The sequence below is a fragment of the Mycobacterium sp. URHB0021 genome (assembly GCF_054057895.1).
This window is the reverse complement of sequence record NZ_JBSRZT010000002.1, coordinates 2,897,205-2,921,146: the sequence shown is the minus strand read 5'-3', so window position 1 is coordinate 2,921,146 and position 23,942 is coordinate 2,897,205. Positions and strand designations below refer to the sequence as shown.

Here is a 23,942-nt window from a genome sequence, read left to right as displayed (position 1 = left end):
GCCCCTTTCGATGCCAATCGGAGTGGGTTTCGGCAGCGACCGTTGGCTCAGGGCAATGAGTCCAGAAGGTGTGGTGCGAGCGGTATTGTCCAGTGCCCCAGCGTCGCTGCACGCAGTGTCGCCTAAAAGTAGTGAACCGGCCCGAGTCGACGATTCTCGGCACGCTTCGCGTTATCACCGTTACGCCTGCATTGAACCGTTGATAACAATTCGTATTGGGTATCGCGGACGCGCAGTGGGGCCCATGCATCAGGCATTTGTTCGTCGAAGGAGGTCCCCGTGTCAGCTAACGGCTGTTCTGGCAGAAGGTGGTTTGTGCCCCGATTGGAGATGTTGGCCGGTCGTGGTGCGCATCGTGGTGTTGCGCTGAGTGAGCGGCGGCTGGTGGGGTGCGCGGGCGCCAGGCCGGATGTGTGCAGCCGTAGTTTCTTGCCGACGAGGGGGCGAAGGCAGTTGAGGGTGTTTCGGTGGGGCGGTGTGCAGGTGGCCGTGGTGGCATTGGGTGTTCTTGTCGGGGTGAGCGGTTGTCAGCAGGCTCAATCAGGACAGGCCGGAGCCGATCTGAAGATCGTCGCCCTCACCCAGATCAGTCGGGATGGAGACCGGGACACGCCGGCGCCCACCGTCGTGCCGGCCGATCCCGCCGATGGTGCCGGCGCGCACTGCGCCGCAGTCTCCATCGCCGTGCTGGCGCCGCTGACCGGGCCCGACGCGGCACTAGGCGCCAACGTGAACGATGGTGCGCAGCTCGCGATCAACGAACACAACGCGGCCAACCCTGCGTGTGCTGTCACGCTGAAACCCTTCGATACCGAGGGTGATCCACAGAAAGCGGCGGGGATCGCCCTGCAGGTCGTCGACGACCCGGCCATCATCGGGGTGATCGGTCCGGGCAACTCGGGTGAGGTCCGGGTTGTCCAACAGGTCTTTGAGCAGGCTGGCGTGGTCGCAGCGACTCCGTCGGCCACCAACGCGGCTCTCGCGCGAAACAACTGGCGTACGTTCATCAGGGGGCTGGGCAACGATGAGGTACAGGGTCCGTCCGTGGCGGGCTATCTGAGGAACACGCTGGGCGCCAAGCGAATCTGTGTCGTCGATGACAGCACCGACTACGGCCTCGGGTTGGCCAAAGCCGTCGCCGGCCGACTCGGTCCAGCCGCCATCGGCGATTGCACGGTGGAAGTCAAGCGTGGCGACAAGGACTTCTCGGCGGCGGTCACCCAGATCAAGAACTCACAACCGGACGCCGTCTTCTACGGCGGCTACTACGCCGAGGCTGCGATCCTGGTCCACCAGCTGCGTGACGCCGGTGTCGAGGCAACGTTCGCCTCTGGTGATGCCAGCAACGATGTCGAGTTCGTCAAGCAGGCCGGTGACGCCGCCATGAATGCGCTGCTGTCTTGTCCATGCGCGCCAGCGGCCGGCGCGTTCGGCGACCGCTACCAGAAGGCGTTCTCCCGGCCAGCAGGCACCTACAGCGCCGAGAGTTATGACTTGGCAACCATCATGGTCAAAGGCATCGACGCCGGACAAGTCACCCGCCCCGCCCTACTCGACTACATCCACCACTACCACGGCCAGGGCGTTGCGCGCACGTACCAATGGGACCCCAACGGCGAACTCACCGACACGCGGATCTGGATATACAAAGTGCAGTGAACGCCAGCTATCGACATGGAATTGGCATGACGGCTCGGCGTGGGATGCGGTCAGCCGACATTTCGCGAACCCGGCCGCCCCATTTACGCACCGACCCTGCCCGAACGCGGGACCGGATCCCGTAGACAGCTCGGACACCAGGAAGTCGCGCAGTCCGTCGCCGATCTCATCGTCAACCGAGACATCACTGACTCGGTACTGATCGGCCACAGTAGAGATGGCACAACAATCTCCAAGCAGTCGAAGCGACGAATTCCGCTTGACTCTCACAATCTCTTGGAACGAAGCCTCTGAGATAGACGAGTCTGCGCAACCGGTGAGGGCTTCCGGCGTCCGGGCATAACGGACTTAGATCCTCGTAAATCGACTGTGCAAACCTCTCATCGTCATCGTCATCGTCATTGATGAATGCGATCCGCCATAGATCGAATGGTGAGGTTACCGACTGAACCTCGCTGCTGGCGGGGACCGTTTCGACAGTCTGCGGTGATGATCCGGGACGGCCTGCGACGGCATACCACGTGAGCACTGTGGGTGGGCAACCACACTCCCCGAATACGGGCTCGAAAAACTGCGCCGGCATGAACGGGACGCATTCCGACGAGTCCATCTCACAGCTGTCGCTGGACTGAATGGGCGACAATGACTATCTACGCCAGACGTGCACCTTCTGCTTCGGCGGTATGAGCGGAGCACCCCGCGGCCCCGCGGTGTGTGGAGCGATCAGGATTGGCTTTTGTAGGCTGTGGCCCGGTCCGTAGGCTTGCTGGCACCAGTAGCCGTTCGGCCAGCCCACCATCCATCGGCCGCGAAACTGACGCTTCGGTTTACCGCCCGTTGAGCCGACGTTCTGTGCAATCTCACGGTGCAGCTCGACGATAGTCACCGACGCCGGATCCCGGCGCACGGCTGACATCGTCGCAGCGTCGGCACCGGATGCTGTGGGGACGTGTGCTGGTTCGGTGACTCGCGTCTGACTGAGGTTCGGCTGGCTCATCAGGAGCCAGGCGGCGCCGACCACGCCGATGATCGCATGCATATCCTCAGATCCGTTGACCTCCTCTGTGCGTGGGTGTTTGGGGCCGAGCGTAATCGTCGTCGTGGCCCACAACGGAGTTTTGATGCGGCCAATACTCGGCAGCCCCGGGTGGCCCTCGAACCGCGACGTCATGGTGACGAACGCATCGGCCATTCCCCTCATGACTCAGCGGCCTGGAATCGCTGGCGCAGCCGCAGCCCACCGACATAATGTCCGCAAGCTCTGAGTCGTAATTCTCTCCGTAAGCAGTCGAGTTCGACAGTGTGATGCCGATGACATAGACACTCGGCCACCGTGAGTATTGTTAGCGTGGATACGTGCAGATCGATGCCAGCGATTAACGGGGGATCTTCTTCTTGTCTGGCCGGTAGCAACGCAATCGTGGGCTGAGAATCTCATCCCTGTCACCCACGCCGACTACGACTTTTGGCAGTGCACATATGCGAGTCACTTCACGTCGGAGACTGGTGAATCACCACGGAGTTCGATGCCGCAAACGCACTGACGGCGTTCGCTGCAACGACGAAGCGAATCCGGCTGGCCAAACCGAGCGTCAATATGATCGCCGATTTTGACCGGTTCAATAGGCTTGCCGCTGCCAATATGCGGACGACCGATGAGGCGGTGGTCCCTGGCAACTTCGAGTCGCCGCTCATCGGTAGAGCCGTCTACGTGCAGGGGTTACTGTCGGTGCCGCTGGAAGGCCTTCGTGTTCGGCTACAGCCGTGGCGAAACACGTTCGCGTGTGACGAAAGAGCGTCGCGTGCACGGTCCGTCGTACGCCGAGGAGCCATGGTCATTCGGCAACCTCATCGAAACGCAGGTGTCACTGCGTCGCCTGGCGACGTTGATTGCCAATGACGCAGCGCCTGAGAAATCTTCGCAGCAGTGACGCAAGCCGTTCGCAAGTTATCGGATTGGTTATACAGTTAGTCTCATGCCCCCTTACATTCGAATCGGCGTACAGCTAGCACCCCAACATTCCCACCGCTACAGCCACATTCGCGACGCGGTCCTCCGATGCGAGGACCTCGGTGTCGACATCGCCTTGAACTGGGACCACTTCTTCCCGCTTTACGGCGATCCCGATGGCGCGCACTACGAGTGCTGGACGATGTTGGCCGCTTGGGCCGAACAGACCTCACGCATCGAGATCGGCGCGCTGGTGACTTGCAACTCGTACCGCAACCCCGACCTGCTGGCCGATATGGCCCGCACCGTCGATCACGTTTCCGACGGCCGGCTGATCCTGGGTATCGGATCAGGCTGGAAGCAGCGAGATTACGACGAATACGGCTACGATTTCGGCACGGCAGGTAGCCGTCTTGACGATCTCGCGATTGCGCTCCCCCGAATTAAAGCTCGGCTAGCGAAGCTCAACCCTGCTCCCATCCGTGACATCCCGGTCCTAGTTGGGGGCACAGGAGAGCGCAAAACCCTGCGAATGGTCGCCGAGTACGCCGACATCTGGCATGGGTTCGTCGACGGTGAGAGCTACCCGCGGAAGGCCCGGGTCCTCGCCGAGCACTGTGAGAACGTGGGCCGCGACGCCGCAGCCATCGAACGATCGGGCAGTGTAGGCGAAAGTACGGGTGACACCGACGCCGTGCTCGCGAAGGCCGAGGAACTGAACCAGATTGGTGTCACGTTGCTGACGTTCGGTGTGAACGGCCCCGATTACGACCTGAGTGTTGTGGAGGCGCTGTGCCACTGGCGTGACCATCGGTAAATGCTGTTGTCGGAAATATCTCGAGGCACTCAGGCCTCTGCAGATGCCTGAGTGCCTCTGCCGCATGATCCATGGCCGATCCATTGTCGTTCGGCGGAGGACGGTTCTGTAACGATGGCTGATACCAAACCGCCATGCCGGCCGCCCTCCACGGGGAGGAGTGGCGTCTTGCTCGTCACGGCCAGGCACTTGGCACGCATTCCCGCAGCCCGTTCTTGACCGGCTGAGCCTCGGCCAACAGCCGCGTCGATCGGGTGCTCTGCTCGCGCAGCTGTTTTGAGCTCCTTGGCGGCGTCGGTGTCCATCCCGCCGTAGCCGCGCCGCCAGTTGTACAGCGTTGTCGCCGACACGCACAATTTCGGCAGCTATCTCCTCGCCGGTCTTGCCTGCCGCGGTAGCTCGTACGCGCGGCGGAGTTTACGCGACGGAACTTATGTTTGGACTCGCCACGCCACGGGCAGCATTACCGGCCCGCGAAGCAACATTTCCGACTTCCACTGGACATCGCCCGCCATCCGGAGACCTGGCAACTACTTGAGTAGTACTCGCAGGAACTCTTGCAGCTCCATCCTGGTTAGTGGTGCGCCGACGCAATGGTGGACGCCACGGCCGAATTCAAGGTGCGGTGTTGTCGGCCGGTCGACATGGAGCTCATCAGGGGAATCGAACTGCAGCCCGTCCCGGACGGCTCCCCCGATCGGGGGGGATCACCGGATCGCCTGCGCGCACCAACAACTCACGACGACGACGTCCTGGGAGGCGTAGCGGGCGAAGCCGGTGCCGGCACCGGCACCGGCACCGACACCGACACCGGCACCGAGGGGGATGAACCAGGCCGGTTCGGCCCGCAACCTGGCGAGCTGATCGGGGTTCGCATCCACGGTTCATCGCGATGGCACACCTCTGCACGGCTGAACCGCCTGTCGCTGAAAACCAGCCGCGCATGGGCATAGCGGGTCGCCAGCCATACGGGCTCGCCGTCCGGAAGCTGTACCCGAGCCATCCCAGGGCCACGCTGCGCAGCGCGGTACGCGTCGTCTAGATCGAGGCTATCCGGCTCATTGAACGGATAAGCAACGGGTTCAGAACGCGGAGCAGTCACAGTAATTCTCCGTCGTCCGTAGATCTTTTGCGCTCAACGTAGAAAGTAGGTTCAAACGTGTCAAAGTGACTGCCTTTCACCGGCATCTGGTGCTTGAGCCACTAAAAGAGCCTGTGGCAGGACTGATATGTATGCAGTATGAACGCTTGTGTATCCGGGCCTGGCAAGCGCCCGCTACTGAGTGCACCCGGATCTAGATTGGGTTTTTCAAGATTCAGTTGATCTCGCAGGCCACTGGGTGCGGCGCATCTGCATGCCGCGGCATGCTCGGCCGGTGCGCGGTAGCCCAGCGCTGAGTGGAAGTGTCGGTGGTTGTGCTGGGCTTTGAAGTCGCCGATGACCACGCGGGCTTCGAACACGGTGGTCCAGGGCTGCGGTTGAGGCGTTCCTTTTGATAGCGGTTGTTGAACGATCTGATATGTCCGTTATTCCACGGCGTGCCCGGATGCGTTGCCGTCGCAAAACTGTTGCAGTGTTCGAAAGTGAACTCCGGGAGCAAAAGCGCAACCTACACCGGCCCCGCCGCTTCGACCACCGACTGGCGCGAACACGCACAAGCAAGCACTCATCGCCCTGGCCTGACGCCGCATCAACGTCATCAGAGCCATGCTCGACGACCACACTCACTACTGCGACCCTGATACCGCCAACCCACCACTGGCAGCTTGACAACAGATTGGGATTCCCATGCCCGACCGGCTGTTGCTGGGCGTAGTCCGGGCCGGGTGGTCGCCGGCCACTTCGGCGCGGAGTCGTAGATGAGGACAATTAGCTTGCCACCTCAGCCACTGCTGATCAGTCCAGCGGCGCGTTCGGCGATCGCGTAGACGGTGGCGTTGCTGTTGCTCGACGGGATCGACGGCATCACAGAGCCATCAGCCACGCGAAGACCGTCGATGCCGTATACCCGTAATTCACTGTCCACGACCGACATCTCGGTAGAACCCATTGCGCATGTTCCCACCAGGTGAAAATAAGTCCGATAGTTTTCTTCCACATACGCGCGCAGCGCCGCGTGGTCATCGACATCCTCGCCAGGAGCCACCTCCTCGCCTCGCCAGCCGTCCAGCGCGCTGGCGCTCTCGATCTCGCGGATCAGCCGCAATCCGGTGAGCACCGTGTGCATGTCGCGGTCATCACCGAAATAATTCGGATCGATCAACAGACCGGCCGGCCAAGCAATCTGACGCCGATACCGCCGAATGACCCACTGCCGTCCAACTCCAACACCTCCACAGATCGAGGTGTTGCGACCACCAGTTGAGTCCATCTTTCTACCCGCGGTCGCTGTAGACAAATGCAGCCGACGACGGGACGGCCGCGGGCCACAACACTATTGAGGACCTGGGTGGTCAGTCGGGATTTCATCCGCGAGTCGATGCTGCAGCCGACGATCCGGTTGGAGAACATGTCCTTGATCGCGCACAGCGCGCCGGACAGATCGTCCTGGACAGGTGGGCCGACCTTGGCGTTTCTTGCCGCGCTTCTTCTTGCCGAACACACTCCGCCAGGCGTTGTTCGAGCAGATCCGCCACGCGGTCCACTCAGCCATCCGCCCACGGCGTCGCGGGGTTGTTCAACGAGGTAGCGGTCGCCGGACTCCGCGTCATCGTGGTAGGCGTCGAACAGAGCGCTGGCCCGATGGGCCTCGCCAGCTCGGCGGCGGTTACCGGATTGGCCAGCCAGCGGTAGTCGGGCGGGCGAGCGAGCTTAGGGACCCGACACGTCACCGCCACCGGGATCCCGTCGGCGGTGAGCTCGTTTACGAGCGGGTAAATCCCTTTCCCGGCAGGTTCGACTGCGACAGAAACGCCGCTGCTCGGCGCAGATCCTCATTCCCCGTTCCACAACCGATTTCGGTGCCGCATCTCCCGCAGCTCGGCCGCGACTCACTTGTTCTCGCCTGGTGCGGCTCCGTCGTCAATGTCCGCTTGTCGGATCCACTTCAACAAGGTCGTCGAGTGCACCCGAATAGGCGGCAACCGCTCGATCGTCACGCCGTCCTCGCCGGTGTGGCGACCTGCACGACGTCATCGCGGAGATCCTTGGGCACTCCCTTGCCATGGTGACATCGTTCCAGCCCGGGGCACGCAATCGCAGATGTCACCTATCTGTGCAGCAGACCCATCATCTGATGATCGCCTGTGCAGCGACGGACCGGTATACATTGTGCAGGCAGGTCGCGGAATCACCTCCAATTACCTGACTGGCGCCTCATTTTGGTTAAAGGCGTCAAGCAAGCTTATGAAGTGGTTGGTGATAGAATGCCGCCGCTGGGGGCACACGACGATCGTCTACCTCAGCCGGGCCGGCACGACTAGGAGCGATTGGCTTCGGGCGGTTACAACGGCCTGGATCACGGCCAGTCTGGTTGAGGGCCTTACGGACGAGCCGCCCGCCTCAGCCGGAACGCCGCGACGACGTACCTCATACTTTTTTGGACTTTGCGCCTGTTGAAACGCGGTTGGACGTGGCGACAGCACCCAGCCACTGCAACATCAGAGACACCTCAGGTTCTGTAAGGGGGGTAGGCGTTGTTTTAATCATCGTCGCCATCTGTAAGGCAACAGATTTGAGCGTATGCTTGTTTCGGTACGGCGCACCAGCGTCGGCGAGCAGATCGCGAAGTACGGCATCCCTGACTCGGTGTGACAGGGCGGGATGGTCGAAGGTTTCGGGCTGCGTCATCAGGCTCAGCGCCACGCCGGCGCAAGCCGCCATCATGATTTGGGCCGCCGTGTCCGGGGGGGTGCTCAGTTTGCCGACTTCCGCGCACCGAACTAGTCGTGCGACCAACAGCTGACGCGCTTCTTCGACGCCTGTCGGAACCCCCTTCAACGCTGGCCCATAGGCGATGCGATATACGGCCTGATTCTTCAACGCGAACGCAACGTGTGCATCCCATGCCGAATATAGGTCGGCGACCGGATCGTGTGACAGCGCCTGCGCGCGCTTGGAGGCCAGATAGCGTCGGAATGCACGATCAATGACCGCCGACAAAAGGCCGTTTTTGTCGCCAAACAACCGGTACAACACGGGAGCTCCAACGCCAACGGCATCGCATACCGCACGCGTGGAGATGTCGAAGTCTGGGGAAGCCTGGAGCTGCGCCTCCGCGGCCCGCAACATTTCCTTTCGCGTATCCATGCACAGAATGCTAGCAGCGCTACGCGAACACTGTGTGCGCGTAGTGCTGATTCTCGACTGTGAGGTTTAGTGCCTGCGGCGGCACCTGAGGGAGTCGAGCACGCATATCAGATCATAGACCGGGATGCACAACGCCAGAGCGCGGCGGATGCTGACTTGAGTCCTGTTTTGGGGCGCGCGAACCTTGACTTCGTGCCCAATGTCACCGTGGATCGACTGCGTATCGCTGAGGGCCGCTGTACCGGGGTCAGCTACATCGCCCAAAGTGGCATGCCGACGTACGTCGAGGCCGCACAGGTCGTCCTTGCCGCGGGGGCGATCGGATCACCGCAGCTGCTGATGCTCTCCGGGATCGGTCCAAGTGCTCCTCTGCGCGAGGTCGGGATCGAGGTCATCCACGACCTTCCCGGCGTCGGGCGAACCTGCACGACCACCTGCTGGTGCCGGTCGCCTACCGTTCATCGACCCCGATCCCGGCCGCCACGTTCAACCACGGCGAGGTGATCGGGCTGATCCAGACCACCTCGCCGATGGCACCCCCGACCTGCAGATCCTCATCACCGAATCGGGTATCGGCATCCTGCCCGGGTTGAGCGGCGCCGATACCGGTTACGGGATGTACGCGGCCGTGATGCAACCCTTCAGCCGCGGCACCGTCCGGCTGTTGGGTCCCGTCGTCGATGCCAGCCGAGGGTGCCCCGACAGCTGGATCGGGTCCGGTTCTGGGCGGGGATCGCTGCATGGGGGCGATGACCGAGGATGCTGCTATCGAGGCGGGCGTGCCGTCGCCGGTTGGGGTTTCGGTGGTTTCGCCATGCTGACGAGGCAAATCCACCACTGCAAGCGAGGGTCGTGATGAAATCACGGAGTGCCTCAATGTGAGCCGCTGTGAAGGAGCCGTTTGCGGGCTGATGAACTGGGCATTCATGATGGGCCCGCACTAGTTCCGATAGTCGCGGACAAGTCGGAGGCGGATTCTCAGTGCCCAATAGGGCGTGCTATAGCAGCATTTAGCGGTTAGATCCATGGTGACAGCTCAGAGACAGCAGACGATGGCAACGCCCACTCGGTGGAGGCAGTATTGACTTCCTTTCCGCGTCACCCAGAGCGCTGGAGGCGCTGTGTGCGGCATTGCCTTAGATGGCGTCCTGTATCGAACCGCTTGATTCACGGCATTGCGACAAAGCGTGCAAGCGATCATGCAATGAGCTATCGATGGCCATGTACGCGTCCCTTCCGATCACCAGTCGAAGGGGTGGCTCTGACATACGGGTCACTTCAATGATTCTCGATGCGACCTCTGCCGGGTCCCCGGTATAGGTGTCTTCGGCGCCGGCGATTCGACGGAATTCGGCAACAGGCCCGTCGCGGTAGGCGGCCAGAGGAGGGGCGAAGTCAAGCGCTTTGGTGAAACCGGTGCGATGCCCACCGGGCTCGACGATGGTCACAGCGATTCCGAATTCCTTGACCTCCAGTGCAACCGACTCACTGAAACCCTCCAGCCCCCACTTGGCGGCGCTATACATGCTGGCTGCGGGAACAGCCACTTGTCCGCAAAAGCTGGACATCTGGATGATGTGTCCGGCTCGTTGCCGACGCATTGCGGGTAGAAATCCCCGAGTGATCGCGATCGGCCCACGGAGCAATGTCCGGAGTTGGTCATCGATCTGCTGCTCGGTGATCTCCTCGGCTGCTCCGATCACCCCGTACCCAGCGTTGTTCACGACAATATCAATCGGGCCGCTTCGAAGGACGCGAGCGATGGTAGTGCTGGTTGCTGCCAGGTCGCACACGTCAAGCACTTCCAGTTTGAGCGCGTTGGGATAGCGTGACTCTAAGTCTCTGAGAGCCAAAGGTTTTCGGACACCGGCGACGACGTTGTCACCATCAGCGAGGGCGCGTTCGACGATGGCGCGGCCCAATCCGCTCGAGGCGCCGGTCACGAACCAGCGACGATTGCGCGATTCAGAAGTATCAGAAGTATCAGAAGTCATGCTAGTCCTTCATCAGGAGTCGAAACAATAGGACGGCACTTAAGGAGTGGCCGAACTGGGAAAGCTGTTGCACATCGGAGGTGATAGTCAAATCGGCTTGTAGTCTCGCCCGGCGTGTGGCTGATATACCCCGACGGCGGCACCGGTGGCGAAGGCAGCAACCAGAAGCGCACCCATCAAGGCGGCCACAGTGGTTGATCCGCCGACCAGCAGCGGTAGGTTCAGCGCGGTCATTACCAATAGCACTGTGAGACCAACCACACTGAGCACCGGCGCGATCAAAGTGTGCCATATCTTGCTGCTGAATCGGGTGCGCCGGAAATACACCACGACCGCGATCGACGCCAAGGTCATAAGTGCGAGAACGCCCACCGACGAAATCGCCGCCAACCAGGTGAAGACTTCGGTGACGGGATCGAGTCCGGCAAGCGCCGATGCCACGATCAGCACCAGCGCAGAACCGGTTTGCACGACAGAGGCGATGTGTGGAGATGCGTGCTCGACATGTGAACGGCCGCACCAGGAGGGCAGCGCGGCGGCATTACCCAGGGTGAAGATGTATCGCGCCAACACGTTGTGAAATGACAGCAGCGCCGCGAAAAGGCTCGTGATCACCAAGATCTGGACGAGATCACCGGCCACGAATCCGACATACCGGGTCGCGGTCTCGGTGATCATGCCCGTCGGATTGGTGGTGGCCAGCTTCACCGCGCCGTCGTCACCCCATGCGGTGACGATTGCCCAGCTTGCCACAGCATAGAAAGCGCCGATGAACAGCACGGCTAGGTAAGTGGCGCGGGGCAGTGTGTGCTCCGGGTCGCGAACTTCGTCCCGAAAGACCACCGTGGCTTCGAAGCCGATGTATCCGGAGATCGCAAAGATCAGTGCGATACCGGGTGCGCCGGCAATAAAATTTCCGGGATGTATTGCAGCGGTGGATAATCCGTTGGCACCGCCACGACTTATCACTGCGGCATCAATGACGGCCACGATGGCGATCTCGCAGAACATCAGAACGCCCAGGACCTTGCCTGACTGCTCAATGTTTCGGTAGCCGAGGGTCGATACAGCGACCATCATCACCAGGGCGTAGGCGTACCACGGCAACTGCGGTCCGCCGTGGGAGGTGACCACGCTATTGATTGAGGCACCGATGTAACCGTACACCGCCCCCTGTATCGCAGTATAGGAAACCAGCGCCAGAAACGCCGCACCAAGGCCTATGTGTCTGCCAAGACCATAGGCGATGTAGGTAAAAAACGCGCCCGCTCTCGGGACGTGCCTGGCCATTGTTGTGAACCCGACGGAGAACATCAGCAGCACGGCGGTGCACACAACGTAAGAACCGGGATAGGCAGCGCCGTTGCCCGCCGCGATACCCACCGGGACCGTCCCAGCGACGACCGCCAGCGGTGCAGCCGCTGCCAAGACCATCAACGCGATGGCGCCGGAGCCGAGCCCAGCTGTTAATCGGCGCGGTGCGTACCGCCCAGTTGCGTCACTAGGCTCGATTCTGCCAGCGATCACGAAGAGGAATCCTTTCTGTTCAGGTTGGTCGACGGGTTAGCGCCGAAGGCAGGTGTTGAGCGCAACATCATCGATGGTTCGTTACTCCCAGATAGATGGTGTTGGACCGCGATGTCCGACGGTTGTGTCGTCACTGCGCCGCTATTGGGTGGCACCAATAGTTTCCGGCAACGCGGCTCTCGTCCAGATTGGCGTCCTACCAAGAGTGGCAGTCTCATGGTTAGACTCGAGTACGATGCCAAAGCATTGACGCCTCGAAGTGTTTCGGTTCTATCCGGACGATTCCAGGCTTCCGGTGGCAAATGGTATGCAACAACGCGGAGTTTGCGGCGGTGTGACAATTTCACTCCAAAATTACTCAGGCGACTCTTTGTCAGGTCGTATCCATGCCGCTGCGACGGCACCCAGATCGCGTCGGGATCGCTTTTCAAGGGGGCCAGCAGGATTGGCGAAGATATCCGGTGACTAAACGGGGCCTCTTGCAACATCCCGCGCACCTTCAAATTGCTCGGCGTCCATCGGTACCTGGGCACCCCGTTCACGCGGCATGACGTTGTCTTCGGTCGCCACCAGGTAGCTCCGCGGGCCCGCCTGGAGAGCCTCTCAGGACTCGACCACCGCCCATCCGGCTCGGATGAGCGTTGGCCGGACGCAGCGCGCCAGCTCCAGATCAACATCAGCGAAGCGCCGCGACTATACGCACTGCAGCACCTTGGCCTGTTTTCTAGCAGTTCATGACGGTCACCCCAGCGGCTAGCGTGGGTCTCGCCACATCGGCCACATCGTCGGACCACCGCCGGGAATCTTGAGCTGCCCCATGACCTCGAACCCGAACCGTTGATAATAGGGCACATTCTCTCGATTGCTCGATTCAAGGTAGGCCGGAGCATGCTCGGCATCGCAGCGATCGAGCCCGGAGCGCATCAGCGCAAGTCCGAAGCCCATCCCCCGAATCGTGGGATCACTGCCGATGAATCCGAGATACCAGTGCGGCTCCTCGGGATGATTCTGCTTCAGCACCTGAAAGATCTCTTCAACAACTGGTACGCGCAACCGAAATGCCCATGTAAAGGCAGGCATCATGCGACGCTCCTCGCGGGCAGACTGCTTCCACTGTCCTGGCGGATCCCAAAGAGTCGCCCCCAAGATGGTTTTATCGTCGACAACGGCCACCTCAACGCCGCCCCCGGCAAGGAAGTGGTGGCGGGTCATCGTGGCGAACATCGGTCGAAGCCGCCTCGATCGTGCGCGGGCAGTCGGCAGGATCCAGGTCATGACGGGGTCGTCATTAAACGCGCGTGCAAGTGCCTTCGACAGCTCGGTGATGTCGCCCTTACGCGCAGAACGCACGGTCATCGTTTTAGATTTCACGGGCGGCCGTCTTTGTTTCCGGCAGCTTGTTCGCCGATGACTACGCAGGCGCTCTTAACGATCGCGTCGACGGTGATGTCAGTGTTGCTCAACAGGGTCGATCGCATCACCGAACCGTTAGCAACACGAAGGCATTTGACGCCGTATACGCGCGAGTGCTTTATCCAAGACCTACATCTTCTCGGTGTTACCGGACGCGCATGATCCCACGAGATAACGCAGGCAGAGTAGTCGTTTTTTACATTTGTGTGCAGCGCCGCGATGTCATCGACACCGTCACCGCCGACCCCCTCCGAGTATCGCCGACCATCCAGCGTGCTCGCTTCCCTTATTTCGCGGACCCACCGGCGGCCGGCCACTACGTCGGCATCATGCCACATTGCTCGTAACACCCGCTGTTCCCTTTCTCGAAAACCGCGTCATATTAATGATTAACGGATATTAGTGATAACTCACGCGCGTACCGTTGATATCCGCGTGCGACTGTGATCTAACACACGTCCGACGCACCCTTGCAGGTTTTGAGCCCCCTTCAGTTTTTCCCGGGGATGGGATCAGCGGCAGCGCGGACCGGCTTCTGCATGGGTTACATCAGATGGGCCGCACAGTGGATCGCCGCAACCGACACTTGACACCTGTGGCACTAAGATGTGTTCGGGTATCTCAGTGGTATCTCCGAAGATTAGCTGAGTGCATTTTTCGACACCAGGACAACTATGTGTAGCTCGATACAACGCCATTGGCGTTGTGCGTAGAGGACCATCTTCGACCGCGGTTCACGACTCGCCGGCGTCGTCAACTAACAAACAAGAGAGCACGCCTCGCCCTGCTGATAGGTAGAAGACAGTATCGGTTGTGCGGACGAGACGCGCTTGCAGGTGTCGGCGGTGGTAACTGCGTTCGAACCAGATTCGTAACGTCCGCCAGAGACCACCAGGTTTGGGATCGTGCTATCACGAAACTTGCGTGACGCGGCTGCCTTGCAACCTCTTTCGATGTGAATCGGCCAAGTACTCGGACCAGATCGGTAAAGATATCCCGCTGGTCTGAGGGCCCGATTGGTGGTCCAGTCGCTATGCGGCTTGGGTTGGGTCGTGGTCCACTGTAGAGCGAACTCGGCTGGTGTGAGCTCGCCGTGGGCAGAGTGGGGGCGACTGGCGTTGTAGTCGCAGCGCCAGTCTTCGATGATCACCCGGGCTTCCAGCAGCGAGTCGAAGCGCCACGAGTTGAGCAGCTCGTCGCTAGCCGGCCGTTGAACGATTCGATCCAGGCGTTCTGCCACGGCGAGCCGGGATCGATGAAAAGTGAACCGGCTCGGTTGATTCGGCACCAATCACTCACCGCATGTGCCACGAACTCGGGACCGTTGTCGAAGCGCACGTAGTGCGGCGCCCCATGTTGCAGAACCAATCGATCCAAGACATCGACGACACCGTCGCCGTCGATGGAGCGATCGACCTCGATCGCGAGGGGCCAAGCCCGAATAAATTGCCTCTATCTCGTGACCCGATCGCTGGATCCGACCGGGCGAGGTAGGGCAGGAGAGGCAATGAGACGGAGGCCCGCACTCAACGCGATCGCAATTACCTTCAATAGCCGGCGGCAGCTGAATACTGACCATTGCGCGGCTTGCGGTCAGTTGGTCAGGTTTCGGTTGCCGTTGACGTTAACGGCCGGATCGCCCCGACCGGCAACTAACAAATGCCAATGGCGAGTTGCGCATCGAGATCTGGCTCAAAGTGCTCACCCGCGCGTACCCATGAATCGCTGCCTACCAGCTACTGTCACATTGCCCTCCGACATTGGAGATCTGAGCCACGCGTGTGAGACAAGAAATGAGACGCCAAGACCTGGCGAACTGCGACCGCCGTCTGTGCCGCATAGCGGTGTCTCGTTTCTCTAGATATGAGACGGCGTACTTTACGTAGCTTCCTTACAGCTCCCGGTAACGGCCGCGATCCCGCAGTCAGAGACCGATCGGTGTCACAAGCGCCATCGCGGCCGACGCGGGTACGGATGGCAGCACGGGACCTCAGAGTAGTTCTTGCGCCAGCATCTTGAGCGTCATCTCCCTGGCTGGTGAAGTCGGGGGGGTATGTACCACGCCGCTCGGAGCCCAAAGGGCACAACATCACCTCGTCTATATCGTATTCTGCTGCCAGGGAGTGCAATTGGTCTGCCGCCTCCTTCGGCGCTCCGATGATGGCACGCGACCTGATGGCCTCAGCCGGTGCTGAGCTCTGTAGCACGGGTCCTTCTCGGGCATCCTCGACGAGTTCGACGCGACCGGGCGGCGGGTCCGCAAGAGCCCGAAGGTTCAACAACCGAAGCGCTGGTAACAACAAAGCTTCGGCCTCGCTGCGTGTTGGGGCGACCACTGCAGTCACGGTCAGCATTGTTGTCGGCTCAGGATTGAGCGAGCTGGGAGTGAATTGTGAACGATACAGCGCGAGGGCTTCCTGCGTATTGCCCCTGCCGAAGTGGTGTGCATACACATACGGCAGACCCATCGATGCGGCCAACTGCGCTGAGGATGCCGAGGAACCGAGGAGCCAAAGCGGTGGCGTGCTCATCGGCATCGGAGTCGCCGCCAACACACCATGCTCCTCCCCCGACGCGTGGTGCACACCTCCTGCTGTCATCAGCGCCGCCACCTCCTCGAGGTCGCCGGCAAAGGCATCTGGGGCGGTGATGCCGGGGTGACTCCCCCGCAGTGCTGCAACCACCAAGGCATCGTCGCTACCCGTCGCGCGGCCGATGCCGAGGTCGATACGGCCAGGCGCAAGGGCCTCCAATAACGCGAATTGTTCGGCCACAACCAGTGGTTGGTGATTCGGGAGCAGCACACCGCCCGATCCGAGGCGGATCTGTGCTGTCCGTGCGGCGAGGTGTGCAATCATCACCGCCGGACTAGTGGACGCCATGAACGGCGTGTTGTGATGCTCACCGGTCCAGAACCGCGTATAGCCCATCCGATCGGCGACCTCGGCTAGGCGAATTGAGGCGGCCACCGCGTCCCGGCTGGATTGGTCTGTCCGGACATGAACGAGATCAAGCACAGAGAGTCGCACAACTGTCTCGACGCATCGCTTATCAGCGTTATTCCGCCGCTGTTGATTCCGCTACCCGGGTCACTGCAGCTGCCAGGTCCGCAAGCTGCCCGTCCGACATTGGCTTGAACAACTTTGTTGACCAGTTGAGCCAAGTTGCAATCCCCGACCCCCCGCTATGTGAACAGTGAGCTGCCTGTTTAGAGAGGCTTGACCGATCGGCAGTGCGGCAAACCATTGCAGTAGAGACGTTCTCGCGTTTACGTGACATATCATGTACCGTTTGGTCTAGCTGGCACGATGACGTGACAACTTCACGAATCTCGATGTTCGGCTGATTGGATCGTAGGACTCAACGAAGGAACGAAGGCGGGTAACGTGGACATAGGACACCTTGGTGTGTGGACGACAGAACTGCGCTTCGGGGACTCACCAGAAACTCGTGAAGCCGCCGCCGAACTGGACGATCTCGGCTTCGGCGCGGTGTGGCTGCCCGGCCTTGACGGGGCGGGAATACTCGAGGCTGTCGAACGCCAGCTGCAAGCAACTACCCGGCTCGCGGTAGCGACCGGGGTGATCGGCGTCTGGGGGTACGACGCAGCACACCTGGCCGCAGAACACGCCCGACTGCAGGCCGACTACGGACACCGATTTCTGCTCGGACTAGGGATCAGCAATGAAGAAGCCGCGCAGCGGATTGGAGGCAGGAACGCCTTTCGCCCGATCGCCGAAATGAGCGTCTACCTCGACGCACTCGACGCGGCCCAACCATCTGTCGATGTCGCTGACCGGATCCTGGCCGCCATGGGCCCACAGATGGTCGACCTTGCCGTGCACCGCACCCTGGGAACCCACCCATTCTTGGTCACGCCAGACTACTGCGCCAAGACCAGATCCGCGATCGGTGCGGAAAACTTGCTTGCGCCCTATCTCCCCGTGGTATTCACCCGCGACCGACACGACGCCCACGCGGCAGCACGTCAATGGCTGGGCCAGTTCATCGGGATGCCCAGCTACAATTCATGCCTGCGGACACAGGGCTTCGCGGATGACGATCTCACCGATGGTCCAAGCGAACGGCTAATCGACGCCATCACCGCCTGGGGAGACCTTGACGCGATAGCGGCGCGAGTGCATGCCTATTACCGCGCCGGCGCCAACCACGTCGCACTGCACGTCCTCGGAGCCGCTTCCGAGCTCCCCCTTCGCGAATGGCGTGAACTAGCGGCGATCGCTGATGTGCGCTGAGGCGCTGAACCGCTGGTCTCGCCTGGTGGGCCGGTGATGATTTACATCGCAGCACTCAGGCCAAGTCGAGAAGAAACGGTAAGTTGACTGCCGTGTAACCGTTTTCGATTTTCTGGAAGATCGATCCGCGCAGTATCGCGTCCCGCCCAATTAGGTGGCGTGCGCGGTACCGCCTAGTGGTCAGCGCCTGGCCGATCGTGTCAGCCTCCACACTGGCCTCGATCCTGGTGTTCTTGAGTTTTCTGCGTATGCCATCATCGCGCCGATTAGTGTGCCATAGCGCGTCTCGAGCCCCGGTGGCGCACCGGCCCAGAATCGCTCAACACCGTCCACACTTCTGGGCCACATCCGCGTTGGGCGCCTCCCGACTCGACGATGACGAACGTCGACACCGTGTGGCATCGGCTCACGCCGGAGCGCGCCGTTGACCCGCCGGAGCCAATTCCCGCTTTGTTCACACACCCGACAGCGAGTGATCTGAGTACCCCTCTCGACGTCAAAGATGACCTGACCCGGGGAGCTCCCCACGCATCGCGACCGCCATCAACAGTGCGGAGTCGACCAAATCGGTATGCATGTGGTCCTCGACCGCTCAGCCCAAGACCCGGCGCGAGCACCCGTCCCGCACCGGGCACAGATACAGCCCGCAACGGCTTGGAAGTTCTTTGAGATACTTGCCGACGAGCTTCGCGCTGCAGCCGCCCGGCTGAGCGATGGCTACCACGGTGTCACGGCGATCACGCCTCCGCGCCAACGCCTTCCAGGCGTTGCTCCGCGGTGTCGGTCGGCTGCCAGTCGGACTTGCGCGTGCCGTTCTGCTTTCCACTCGCTGACCGCGCGGAGCGTTTGCCCGGCTCCTAGGAAGGCCACCCTGACTTCCAATTGTCGGATTAGCGTTTTGGACCTGCATGGTTCACTCGGGCCTGGGCATCGCGCACCCTGCGGCACATCGTGTTTGGATTCGATCGGTGCCATGGAGGTCGACCTACGATGCCGGGCCGATCGGCGCTGACGCGTGGTCACCTCTGTCCACCAGGAATTTCCGTGCTCGCACAAAGCGCGCCCCGGCAGCCCCCAACCACAGCGTCAGGATGGACGTCGAGCCCGACTCCGCGGGACGCCTGCTCGGAACGCTGACACTCGCCGGCCTGACAGAGGTGCGAGACAAGAGGGACGCGGGCGCGTAGCAGACTTAGGCCATGCCGTCACAACGCGTTACGCGCGGTCAACGGCGCGACGAAGCAGGGCGAGGAGTCTCGAACGGTCGTCCGCTGTCAGGCCCAAGAGTAGTTCGTCGCTGACCGCCGCCGCCAATGGTGCGAGCCGATTCACGACGGCGCCTCCGTCATGGGTGACGGCGATCAGCTTGCGGCGATGGTCGTAGTCGTCCCGCGCAACGGTAATCAGGCCGCGTTCTTCCAATCTTCTCAAGAGCGGGGTCAGGGTCGACTTGTCGAGGTGTGCGAACTCGACGAGCGCCGAGTGGTCGAGTTCCCCCCGCTCGGTGAGCTCGGCCAGCACGGTGAACTGCGGTCCGGAAAACCTGGGATCCACGTTCTCGTGCCACAACCGGGTATGGCGCTGATACAGGCGCCGAGCCAGCGGGCCGGGCCCGTCCAGCACCGAGCGGATCTGCGACATGGATTCCTCCAAGGTTGACACCACTATAGGACGTATACATACTATCAAAAGGACGTGTACGGAGTAATTGAAGGGTCATCACAGATGAGGTTGGTCATCGGCATGACGGGCGCGACCGGCGCCCCGATCTGCGTGCGGCTGCTCGAAGCATTGCGAGCGATTGATGTGGAAACACATCTGGTGATCAGTCGGTGGGCCCGCGCAACGTTGCAGCACGAGACCGGCATGAGTCCGCGGAGGTCTCCGCACTCGCGACCGTGGGTTACAAGCCCGACGATCAGGCGGCCACCATCTCCAGCGGTTCCTTTCGCACCGACGGAATGATCGTGGTGCCGTGCAGCATGAAAACGCTCGCGAGCATCCGGATCGGATTCACCGACTCGCTGATCAGTCGCGCCGCCGACGTCACGCTCAAGGAGCGGCGCAAGCTCGTGCTCGTCACCCGCGAAACTCCGCTGTCGTCAATGCACTTGGAGAACATGCTCGAACTCAGTCGCACGGGAGCCGTGATCTACCCGCCCGTGCCCGCGTTCTACAACGAGCCGTCCACCATCACCTCGGCGTGCCGATGCTGCACCAGCAGGACGGCGGCCGGTACTTCGGCACCTACGGAATGCACGTCGTGCAGACACCGGACCGATCTTGGACAAGCTGGTCGATCAGCCGGCTGATGCTACGGGACAGCCGGTCGTTGGTGGGGCCGACGATACCGACCCAGCACCTCGGCATAATCCACCAGCAGTGGGCGAAGCTCGGGAAGCCCACGCCATGGGCCTTCGTGCTCGGCGCGCCGCCCGCCGCCATCGCTGCGGCGGGGATGCCGCTCCCCGACGGGGTGAACGAGGACGGCTACGTCGGCGCGCTCGTGGGCGAAGGCGTGGAGGTGACCAAGGCCGCACTCCACGACCTGATGGTCCCCGCGAATGCCGAGATAGTCGTCGAAGGGTACATCGATCCCACGGCGACCGACCTCGAAGGCCCGATGGGCGAGTATCACGGCTACCAGTTCGACGAAAGCAAGCCCGGTGCGATCTTCCACGTCGAAGCGATCACCCACCGCGACGGCCCGATCCTGCCGTTCTGCGTCGCGGGTATGCCACCGGAGGAGAACCACACCATCTGGGGCACCATGATCTCCGCCTCTGCGCTGGACTTGCTGCGCCGCGCCGGCCTACCGGTCAACTTCGCCTGGTGCCCCTACGAGGCCGCGACCTGCTGGATCGCCATCTCCATCGACCTAGCCGCGCTCCGTAGGCGCCCAATCACAGAGCAGAGCCTGGTCTTTCAGGTCGCGGAGGTCCTATTCAACTCGCACGCCGGATGGCTGGTACCGAAAGTTCTGCTGGTGGCCGACGACGTCGACATCACCGACATCGACCAACTCGTGTGGGCCATGGCCACGCGCTACCGGCCCGGCATCAGCGAATACGCGTTCCGCGATGCCCCCGGGTTCCCGCTGGTGCCGTACCTCACCGACGACGACCGCGCCAACGATCGTGGCGGAAAATCCGTCACGAGTCTGCTTCAGCCCGAGCAACTCACCACCGGGCACACACATGGAATCGCCGCGCGATTCACCACCTCCTATCCAACCGACGTGCAGCGCACGATAATCGAACGCTGGGCGGAATACGGATTCAGCGCCCTCGAAACCTCACGGGAGCGTTAGCCACCGCCAACTACGCGGTCGGATCTCACTCGAGCAGACCATCCTTCAATGCACACAAGATCCTGTGTTCCGGTCGAAAAGTGAACAGGTAGTTCGGGGGGTTTTCTGGGGGCGGTCGGAGGGAGTTGCGCCGCAACAGCCGCCACGACGGCACCTACCGGCCGTTTGAAGCTTACCGCTGGGAGTCCAACGCAGAGCTCGTGGTCATCGGCGGCGGATCGACGACAACCCCGCTCTATGCGAATTGATGGCCGAGCTGCACACGCAACGCGGGAGCCCGCAACAGATAGCTCGGCATGTCACCCACTGCTTCGACGGGCGTGCCGGCCAGGAGCGGCTGTATCCGTCTAGCTTTCGCGCATCAGGCCCACCGGCTTGTCGAACGAGATGCCCCACAGCTGTTCGGACAACAAGTCGTGGTGCACCCCGAGGCCCAATTTGAGCACTCCACCGGCGATCTGGATGACAACTAAGGCGCGCGGGACCAGCTGGGACGCGTGCTAAACCTGGACTGGCACCACCGCGCTGCCGATCTCGATACCCTCGACTTCCCCCAATGCCTCCACGAGCAGGGGCAACAAGTCGGGCTCCGATGTCAGCTGGCTGGACCACAATCATCAGAAACTCTCGTCGCGAAGACCAGCGAACGTTTCAATGTAGCTGCCGAGAACCGGCCGACTGCCTCCGGCGCCGACATAACTCATCACAGTGAGCTCCACGACGCGTAACGTCTCCGCTAAACTTGAACCCTCTGAATTGCAATAGATGCGAACCCGGTTGCGTCTTCTGGCTATAGGACACCCGCGGCGCCTGAAAACATCACACAGTTCGAGATATCAAGTCTCGTGCCTTCGCGTTCGGTTCATTGCCGAGCTTGCAGGGCGCCAGCTGGAATGCCGAGCACCTCTCGCAACGCCTCACTCCTGGCTTGCAGTCGCGCGGACATGACCGACACGCACCCGCAAGTGGCTGATCCTCGTGAACTTGCCGGGTCCCAGCAATGCCGCGCCCGGTTCGCAACAACGTGGCACCGAAAATCACTGCGCTATTACAAGCCGCACGACTCTGAGAAAGTCAGCCCTCTGTTCCCGACAACGGGTGCGGAGCCGCCGACACCGAGTGGTGCCTCTCGGAAATTTTAAACACGGGAGCGGTCGAACGCTGACTGGTGGATGCCAGTAAAAGTAAGTGTCTCGTTGATGGCCGGTCTTCGGGCTCGGGCATACCGCTTGGCTCCCAGGCGCATACCGAGACCGCCAGGTACGAGCCCGGCCCTTACTGTCGGGGACAAACTGTTTAGCCACGATCGCAGCGCGTTGGGCTCACCGACGCCTCAAATCGCAATACCGACACTGGTTTGCGCAGGTTGCAGTTCGTACGATGCCTCGCGGTGGAAGGTGGCGTCGATGCCCGCCTTCTCCTCATCGGGCGAGATGCGGATGCCCATCGTCTTCTTGATCGCGAACGCGATGATGTACGCGACGACGAACGAGTAGATCATCACCGCGCCCGCTGCGACGGCCTGCCGCCAGAGCTGGTCGAAGCCGCCGCCGTAGAACAGGCCGTTGGTCGCGTTCGGCATGCTGTCGCTGGCGAGGAAGCCGATCAGCAGGGTGCCGACCACGCCGCCGACGAGGTGCACGCCGACCACGTCGAGGCTGTCGTCGTAACCGAAGCGCTCCTTGAGTCCGACGGCGTAGACACAGATGGCGCCCGCGATCAGACCGAGGATGATCGCGCCGACGGGCGTGATCGACCCGCACGCGGGTGTGATGGCGACCAGTCCGGTGATCGCGCCGGAGGCCGCACCCACGCCGGTGACGTGGCCATCCTTGATCTTCTCCACGGCGATCCAGGACAGGGTCGCCGCGCACGTGGCCACGAATGTGGTGACCATGACGATCGCCGCGGAATTACCCGCGGCCAGCGCCGAGCCACCGTTGAACGCGTACCAGCCGGCCCAGAGCAGGCCCGCGCCGAGCAGCGTCAACGGCACATTGTGCGGCTTGCGCAGCTGGCCCCACAGGGCGGACTTGCCGAGCACGATGGCAACCGCCAGGGCGGCGGCGCCGGCGTTGATGTGGACGGCGGTACCACCGGCGAAGTCAATGGCCTTGAGCTTGTTGGCGATCCAGCCGCCGACGGAATCCCCGGTCACCACACCGTCGAATGCGAAGACCCAGTGCGCGACGGGGAAGTACACCAACACCGCCCACACCGCGGCGAAGACCATCCACGCGCCGAACTTCATCCGGTCCGCGGCCGCGCCCGAGATCAGGGCGACGGTGATGGCCGCGAAAAGCGCTTGGAACAAGGCGAACAGGCTGACCGGCAGCCCACTGATAGTGGCGTTCGCGTCGAGCAGGTCCTTCATGCCCGCGAATTCGGTGAAGCTGCCGACGAATCCGCCGTATGAGGTGCCGAACGTCATCGAGAAACCGAACAACACCCATAGAACGCCGACGACGGCGCAGGCGCCGAACGTCATCATCATCATGTTGGTCGAGCTCTTGACGGACACCATCCCGCCGTAGAACAGCGCGAGCCCGGGAATCATCAGCGTCAGGCCGATGATGCAACACAGCATGAACGCTGTGGTTCCTGTATCCATTTACATCTCCTGGAGTGATCACAGCCGGAGCAGAGCAAAGCCACTACCGCGAGCACCGCAGCAGTCTCCGACATGAGTGTTAACGCCGAAACGGACGTCGTTAATCAACTCTCCACGCACATATTCCGCTCTCGGCCGATCAGTACCGAGTCAGT

The 23,942-nt window shown here is 61.7% G+C and carries 15 protein-coding genes and 4 pseudogenes; 7 read left to right on the top strand and 12 right to left on the bottom strand.

Annotation, left to right across the window (positions count from 1 at the left end; genetic code table 11):
* Positions 1-459: 459 nt before the first annotated feature.
* Positions 460-1,659, top strand: coding sequence for a branched-chain amino acid ABC transporter substrate-binding protein (locus ACVWWN_RS16635; protein WP_457149158.1), 1,200 nt, complete (start codon positions 460-462; stop codon positions 1,657-1,659).
* 646 nt (positions 1,660-2,305) lie between these two features.
* Here the strand turns inward: ACVWWN_RS16635 and ACVWWN_RS16630 are convergent.
* Positions 2,306-2,851 (bottom strand): hypothetical protein, encoded by a 546-nt coding sequence (locus ACVWWN_RS16630; RefSeq protein ID WP_457144856.1) that lies wholly within the window; start codon positions 2,849-2,851, stop codon positions 2,306-2,308.
* Positions 2,852-3,635: 784 nt separating this feature from the next.
* Between ACVWWN_RS16630 and ACVWWN_RS16625 the strand changes: the two genes are divergently transcribed.
* Positions 3,636-4,427 carry an LLM class F420-dependent oxidoreductase gene (locus ACVWWN_RS16625; RefSeq protein ID WP_457144855.1) on the top strand — a complete coding sequence of 264 codons (792 nt, stop codon included), beginning with the start codon at positions 3,636-3,638 and terminating at the stop codon, positions 4,425-4,427.
* A 707-nt stretch (positions 4,428-5,134) separates the two neighbouring features.
* On the opposite strand, the gene ACVWWN_RS16620 is transcribed toward ACVWWN_RS16625, so the two are convergent.
* From ACVWWN_RS16620 to ACVWWN_RS16610, 3 genes are all read right to left on the bottom strand, one after another.
* Positions 5,135-5,308, bottom strand: a complete 174-nt coding sequence (locus tag ACVWWN_RS16620; RefSeq protein ID WP_457144854.1) for a hypothetical protein — start codon at positions 5,306-5,308, stop codon at positions 5,135-5,137.
* 1,002 nt (positions 5,309-6,310) lie between these two features.
* Positions 6,311-6,691, bottom strand: coding sequence for a GMC oxidoreductase (locus tag ACVWWN_RS16615; protein ID WP_457144853.1), 381 nt, complete (start codon positions 6,689-6,691; stop codon positions 6,311-6,313).
* A 1,265-nt stretch (positions 6,692-7,956) separates the two neighbouring features.
* Positions 7,957-8,676 carry a TetR/AcrR family transcriptional regulator gene (locus tag ACVWWN_RS16610; protein ID WP_457144852.1) on the bottom strand — a complete coding sequence of 240 codons (720 nt, stop codon included), beginning with the start codon at positions 8,674-8,676 and terminating at the stop codon, positions 7,957-7,959.
* Between the two features lie 69 nt (positions 8,677-8,745).
* On the opposite strand from ACVWWN_RS16610, the gene ACVWWN_RS16605 reads away from it, so the two are divergent.
* On the top strand, positions 8,746-9,180 hold the full coding sequence (locus ACVWWN_RS16605) for a GMC family oxidoreductase N-terminal domain-containing protein (protein ID WP_457144851.1): 435 nt from the start codon (positions 8,746-8,748) through the stop codon (positions 9,178-9,180).
* Here ACVWWN_RS16605 and ACVWWN_RS16600 read toward each other — a convergent pair.
* The 5 genes and pseudogenes from ACVWWN_RS16600 to ACVWWN_RS16580 form a co-directional block, all read right to left on the bottom strand.
* Entirely contained in the window at positions 9,128-9,514 is a 387-nt protein-coding gene (locus ACVWWN_RS16600; RefSeq protein ID WP_457144850.1) for a hypothetical protein, read from the bottom strand. The genes ACVWWN_RS16605 and ACVWWN_RS16600 overlap by 53 nt on opposite strands.
* A gap of 298 nt (positions 9,515-9,812) precedes the next feature.
* The gene (locus ACVWWN_RS16595) at positions 9,813-10,670 is read right to left on the bottom strand and encodes an SDR family oxidoreductase (protein WP_457144849.1); all 858 of its coding nucleotides are present in this window, start codon (positions 10,668-10,670) and stop codon (positions 9,813-9,815) included.
* Between the two features lie 87 nt (positions 10,671-10,757).
* Positions 10,758-12,104 carry an APC family permease gene (locus tag ACVWWN_RS16590; RefSeq protein WP_457144848.1) on the bottom strand — a complete coding sequence of 449 codons (1,347 nt, stop codon included), beginning with the start codon at positions 12,102-12,104 and terminating at the stop codon, positions 10,758-10,760.
* A gap of 846 nt (positions 12,105-12,950) precedes the next feature.
* Positions 12,951-13,553 carry a GNAT family N-acetyltransferase gene (locus ACVWWN_RS16585; protein WP_457144847.1) on the bottom strand — a complete coding sequence of 201 codons (603 nt, stop codon included), beginning with the start codon at positions 13,551-13,553 and terminating at the stop codon, positions 12,951-12,953.
* A 1,096-nt stretch (positions 13,554-14,649) separates the two neighbouring features.
* Positions 14,650-15,038: pseudogene (locus ACVWWN_RS16580) on the bottom strand (integrase core domain-containing protein); the annotation flags it as partial.
* A gap of 4 nt (positions 15,039-15,042) precedes the next feature.
* On the opposite strand from ACVWWN_RS16580, the pseudogene ACVWWN_RS16575 reads away from it, so the two are divergent.
* A pseudogene (locus ACVWWN_RS16575) lies at positions 15,043-15,168 on the top strand (IS256 family transposase); the annotation flags it as partial.
* A gap of 432 nt (positions 15,169-15,600) precedes the next feature.
* Here ACVWWN_RS16575 and ACVWWN_RS16570 read toward each other — a convergent pair.
* Positions 15,601-16,639, bottom strand: a pseudogene (locus tag ACVWWN_RS16570) (MsnO8 family LLM class oxidoreductase).
* A 357-nt stretch (positions 16,640-16,996) separates the two neighbouring features.
* Here ACVWWN_RS16570 and ACVWWN_RS16565 point away from each other — a divergent pair.
* The gene (locus tag ACVWWN_RS16565) at positions 16,997-17,866 is read left to right on the top strand and encodes a TIGR03620 family F420-dependent LLM class oxidoreductase (RefSeq protein ID WP_457144846.1); all 870 of its coding nucleotides are present in this window, start codon (positions 16,997-16,999) and stop codon (positions 17,864-17,866) included.
* A 1,215-nt stretch (positions 17,867-19,081) separates the two neighbouring features.
* Here the strand turns inward: ACVWWN_RS16565 and ACVWWN_RS16560 are convergent.
* Positions 19,082-19,507 (bottom strand): MarR family winged helix-turn-helix transcriptional regulator, encoded by a 426-nt coding sequence (locus tag ACVWWN_RS16560; RefSeq protein ID WP_457144845.1) that lies wholly within the window; start codon positions 19,505-19,507, stop codon positions 19,082-19,084.
* Positions 19,508-19,591: 84 nt separating this feature from the next.
* Between ACVWWN_RS16560 and ACVWWN_RS16555 the strand changes: the two are divergent.
* Both ACVWWN_RS16555 and ACVWWN_RS16550 read left to right on the top strand, forming a co-directional pair.
* Positions 19,592-20,061, top strand: a pseudogene (locus tag ACVWWN_RS16555) (UbiX family flavin prenyltransferase); the annotation flags it as partial.
* Between the two features lie 14 nt (positions 20,062-20,075).
* On the top strand, positions 20,076-21,176 hold the full coding sequence (locus tag ACVWWN_RS16550; RefSeq protein ID WP_457149159.1) for a UbiD family decarboxylase domain-containing protein: 1,101 nt from the start codon (positions 20,076-20,078) through the stop codon (positions 21,174-21,176).
* Positions 21,177-22,509: 1,333 nt separating this feature from the next.
* On the opposite strand, the gene ACVWWN_RS16545 is transcribed toward ACVWWN_RS16550, so the two are convergent.
* Complete coding sequence (locus tag ACVWWN_RS16545; RefSeq protein ID WP_457144844.1) at positions 22,510-23,787, bottom strand: ammonium transporter; 1,278 nt, start codon at positions 23,785-23,787, stop codon at positions 22,510-22,512.
* Between the last annotated feature and the right edge of the window lie 155 nt (positions 23,788-23,942).

Bases quoted from the DNA above. Each gene is read 5' to 3' on its own strand.
- ACVWWN_RS16545 (WP_457144844.1), bottom strand. From the start codon at position 23,787: ATGGATACAGGAACCACAGCGTTCATGCTGTGTTGCATCATCGGCCTG.
- ACVWWN_RS16585 (WP_457144847.1), bottom strand. From the start codon at position 13,553: ATGACCGTGCGTTCTGCGCGTAAGGGCGACATCACCGAGCTGTCGAAG.
- ACVWWN_RS16560 (WP_457144845.1), bottom strand. From the start codon at position 19,507: ATGTCGCAGATCCGCTCGGTGCTGGACGGGCCCGGCCCGCTGGCTCGG.
- ACVWWN_RS16550 (WP_457149159.1), top strand. From the start codon at position 20,076: ATGCTGCACCAGCAGGACGGCGGCCGGTACTTCGGCACCTACGGAATG.
- ACVWWN_RS16625 (WP_457144855.1), top strand. From the start codon at position 3,636: ATGCCCCCTTACATTCGAATCGGCGTACAGCTAGCACCCCAACATTCC.
- ACVWWN_RS16630 (WP_457144856.1), bottom strand. From the start codon at position 2,851: ATGGCCGATGCGTTCGTCACCATGACGTCGCGGTTCGAGGGCCACCCG.
- ACVWWN_RS16595 (WP_457144849.1), bottom strand. From the start codon at position 10,670: ATGACTTCTGATACTTCTGATACTTCTGAATCGCGCAATCGTCGCTGG.
- ACVWWN_RS16610 (WP_457144852.1), bottom strand. From the start codon at position 8,676: ATGGATACGCGAAAGGAAATGTTGCGGGCCGCGGAGGCGCAGCTCCAG.
- ACVWWN_RS16590 (WP_457144848.1), bottom strand. From the start codon at position 12,104: ATGGTCTTGGCAGCGGCTGCACCGCTGGCGGTCGTCGCTGGGACGGTC.